Consider the following 3624-nt stretch of genomic DNA (forward strand, 5'->3'; position numbering starts at 1 on the left):
GGCGGCGCGGCGGACCAGCCCGAGCAGGCGCAGCAGCCACCGCTGTTCGGCGACGAGCATGAGGGCGCGCGCCAGCAGCGGGCGACGACGGCCCCGCCACTGATGGACCCGCCACTGCTCCAGCAGGCTGCCGTACTCGACGCCGGCCGGGCACACCGGCTCACAGGCGCGGCAGCCGAGGCAGAACGAGGACTGCTCGGCGAGGGTGGGATCGTCCGGCGGCAGGGTGCCGTCCTGCAGCGCCCGCATCAGCGTGATCCGTCCGCGCGGCGAGGACGCCTCGTCACCGGTCATCGCGTACGTCGGGCAGGCCGGCAGGCAGAAACCGCAGGAGATGCAGCGGGACAGCTGCTCGGGGTGGAAGACGTCGCCGGTCACGATCCCAGCTTTCCGGGGTTGAGGATGCCCGCCGGGTCGAAGGCGGTCTTGATCCGGCGCAGCAGCGCCATCTGCTCGGCGCCGAGGCGGTCGGTCAGGAACGGCAGCTTCGCCGCACCGACCCCGTGTTCACCGGTGATGGTGCCGCCGAGGTCGAGGGCGGCGGCGAAGATGTCGGCGAAGGCGGCCTCGGCCCGGCGTACGCCGTCGTGGTCGTCGGCGGAGTCCAGGACGCACGTGGGGTGCAGGTTGCCGTCGCCGGCATGGCCGAAGGTCGCGATGGCGACGTCGTGCCGCGCGGCGGCGGCGTCGATCCGGTCGACCATCTCGGCGATCCGGGGCCGCGGCACGGTCGCGTCCTCCAGGATGGTGACCCCGCCCCGGCGGGACAGCGCGGGCAACGCGCAGCGGCGGGCGGCCAGCAGCGCCTCGGCCTGGGCGACCTCGCGGGCCATGGTGACCTCCATGGCGCCCGCGTCGACGCAGGCCGCGCTTATGCGCTCCAGGTTCGTGGCCACCGCCGCCGGTGGCCCGTCGTCGCCGAAGAGCAGCAGCGCCCCGGCGTCGGTGCGCAGCCCGAGGTGGGCGAAGTCCTCCACCGCGGCGATGCAGGCCCGGTCGAGGAACTCCAGGGTGGCGGGCACCACCCCGGCCCGGATCACCGCGGCGACGGCCCGCCCCGCGTCGGCCAGGGTCGGGAAGTACGCGACCCCGGTGTTGCTCGACGCCGGGGCCGGCAGCAGGGCCACCGTCGCCTCGGTGAGCACCGCGAGGGTGCCCTCGGACCCGGTGAGCAGCCGGGTCAGGTCGTACCCGGCGACGTCCTTCCACAGTCGACCGCCGGTGCGGATCACCTCGCCGGTGGGCAGGACCGCCTCCAGGCCGAGGACGTAGTTGCGGGTGACCCCGTACTTGAGGCCGCGCAGCCCGCCCGCGCAGGTGGCGACGGTCCCGCCGACGGTGGCCACCGTGCGGCTACCCGGATCGGGGGCCCAGAGCAGCCCCCGCGCGGCGGCGGCCTCGGCGAGGGCGGCGCTGGTCACCCCCGGCTGCGTCACGGCGAGCAACTCGTCCGGGGCGATCTCGAGGATGCGGTTGAGCCGGGTCAGCACCAGCACGATCCCGCCGCGCAGCGGCACGGTGGCCGCGCACAGGTTGGAGCCGGCGCCGCGTGGCACCACCGGCACCCCGTGGCGGGTCGCGAGGGCCAGCACCGCGGCCACCTCGGCGGTGTCGGCCGGGAAGACCACCGCGTCCGGCTCGTGCCGGAACAGCGGGGTCGCGTCCCGGGCGTACGCGACGAGGTCGCCGGCGGCGTCGTGCACGTGGGTGGCGCCCACGATGCCGCGCAGCTCGGCGAGCAGGGTTGCCGACAGTGCCACGGGCGTTGCCTCCCCAGGTGGTGCGCCCCCCGCCCGGCGGACCGGGCGGGGGCCGTGAGCGGGTCTACAGACCGACGACCGAACGGTCGGCGATCAGCACCGGCGAATCGTAGAGCGGCACGCCGGTGAAGGTGTAGCTGGTGCCGCTGACCGACCAGTTCGCCGCCGGCACGTCGAACACCGCGCCGGTACGCGGGTCCACGTAGACCGGGTCGGCGAAGCTGCCGGCGGTGAACGTGACCGTCACCGGCGTACGGGCGTTGCTCTCCGACGGCTTCGCGCCGCTGAACCACAGGGCGACGGCCTGCCGGCCGGTGCCGGCCTTGCGGAAGGCGGCCACCGACACGGCGTTGGCGGTGTTGTCGGTGACGCCGTACCCGCTGATCGACGTCATGGTGCTGTCGATCAGGGCGGTGGTCGCCTGGATGGCGTAGTACGACGGTTTGGCGTACCGGATCCTCTTGTCCGAGCCGGTCTGGAGCAGGCCCTTCGAGTTGATCTTCGACGGATAGTGCAGGTCGGAGATGCTGAACACGCTGGTGCTCAGGCCCCGGCCGAGGTCGGCGAAGGTGCGGCGGAGCATCCACTTCGACTGGCTCAGCTCGGTCCAGTCCAGGTCGCCCAGCGCGCCGAAGCTGCCCGGCCGGCTCGGGGCGCCGTTCTCGCCCTGCCGCAGCAGCAGCCGGGTGGCGAACGAGTCGGCGGTCAGCCGCAGCAGCCGCACCTGCTCGTAGGAGGCGTCCGGGTTGGCGTTGTACGGGTGGTAGGTGATCCCGTCGACCAGGCCCAGCTTGCCCTGGTCCCGGACGCGCGTCAGCACCGCGTCGGCGTAGCTGCGCTCCACCCCGGCCAGCGCGCAGCACCAGATCACCGCGTTCGGCTGGACGGCCCGGATCCGGGTGGCCGTGCGGATCAGCACGTCGGCGTAGGCCACCGGGTCGACGCCGCCGAGGTTCGGCTCGTTCCAGATCTCCCACTCGGTGACCCGGTCGGCGTACCGGTTGGCCAGCGCGCTCACCCAGGCGTCCCAGGCGGTCAACGCCTCGGCCGAGCTGGGGATCTGACCACCGAGACCGGCCCCGCCGCCGCCGGCGTAGAGCGGGTTGCCGTACGACGTCTGCAACCACGGCCGTACGCCCCGGGACACCGCGTCGTTCACGATGGTGTCCAGCCAGGCCCAGTCGTAGCTGCCCCGGACCTTCTCGGTCTTGGCCCAGCCGGCCTGGAAACGTGCCCGGGTGGCGCCCAGCGGCCCCAGGTACGGCTTGTACGACTGGTAGTCGGTGTAGTCGCGGTCCAGCGTCTCGGTGCCGATGACGACGTTCGACGTGCCGATCTGGGTGGCGCTGCGCGGGGCGACGGTGCCGATCTGGGTCCACGGCACCGGGTTCGGTTCGGTGGTGGTCCGGACGTCGTCCACCCAGACGGTGCCGGTGTCGCCGGTGGAGACACCGACCTGCACCGACGCCAGGGTCGAGGTGGCCACGCGGAACGCGAGGTTGGTGGCGCGGCGCTGCCCGTCGATCCAGACGCTGGCGGTCCGGGTGCCGGGGCGGGCGACGATGCGGACGTCGTACCACCGGTTGGTGGTGTAGCCGCCGAGGTCGACCCGGGTGGTGCCGTTGTAGGTGTACCAGCGGCCGACGTCGTCCAGGGCGACGGTGACGGTGTGCCCGGCGGCGCTGTCCAGGTGCAGGCCGACCACCGCGCTGGTCTGGGCGGCCCGCAGGCGGGCGCCGGCTACGACGGTGGCGGACGTGGCGCCGAAGGACCGGGTGGCGGTGACCGGCGCGGTGGTGGATGTGTCGCCCAGGCGCAGGCTCCGGTCGACGGTGCCGCCGACGTCGGCGACGGTGGCGGAGCC

Annotated in this window: 3 protein-coding genes; all 3 read right to left on the reverse strand. The window is 73.9% G+C overall.

Going from position 1 to position 3624, the window contains the following annotated elements; all coding sequences use genetic code 11:
* Nucleotides 1-378 (reverse strand): 4Fe-4S dicluster domain-containing protein (locus AB0I76_RS25180; protein WP_357040156.1); only part of this gene is annotated, 378 nt, incomplete at its 3' end.
* The gene (locus AB0I76_RS25185) at nucleotides 375-1760 is read right to left on the reverse strand and encodes an FAD-linked oxidase C-terminal domain-containing protein (protein ID WP_357040159.1); all 1386 of its coding nucleotides are present in this window, start codon (nucleotides 1758-1760) and stop codon (nucleotides 375-377) included. The genes AB0I76_RS25185 and AB0I76_RS25180, both read right to left, overlap by 4 nt.
* A 64-nt stretch (nucleotides 1761-1824) precedes the next feature.
* The coding region (locus AB0I76_RS25190; RefSeq protein WP_357040162.1) for a hypothetical protein at nucleotides 1825-3624 on the reverse strand (1800 nt) is incomplete at its 5' end.

The organism is Micromonospora sp. NPDC049799 (genome assembly GCF_040656655.1).
Classification (GTDB): Bacteria; Actinomycetota; Actinomycetes; order Mycobacteriales; family Micromonosporaceae; genus Micromonospora.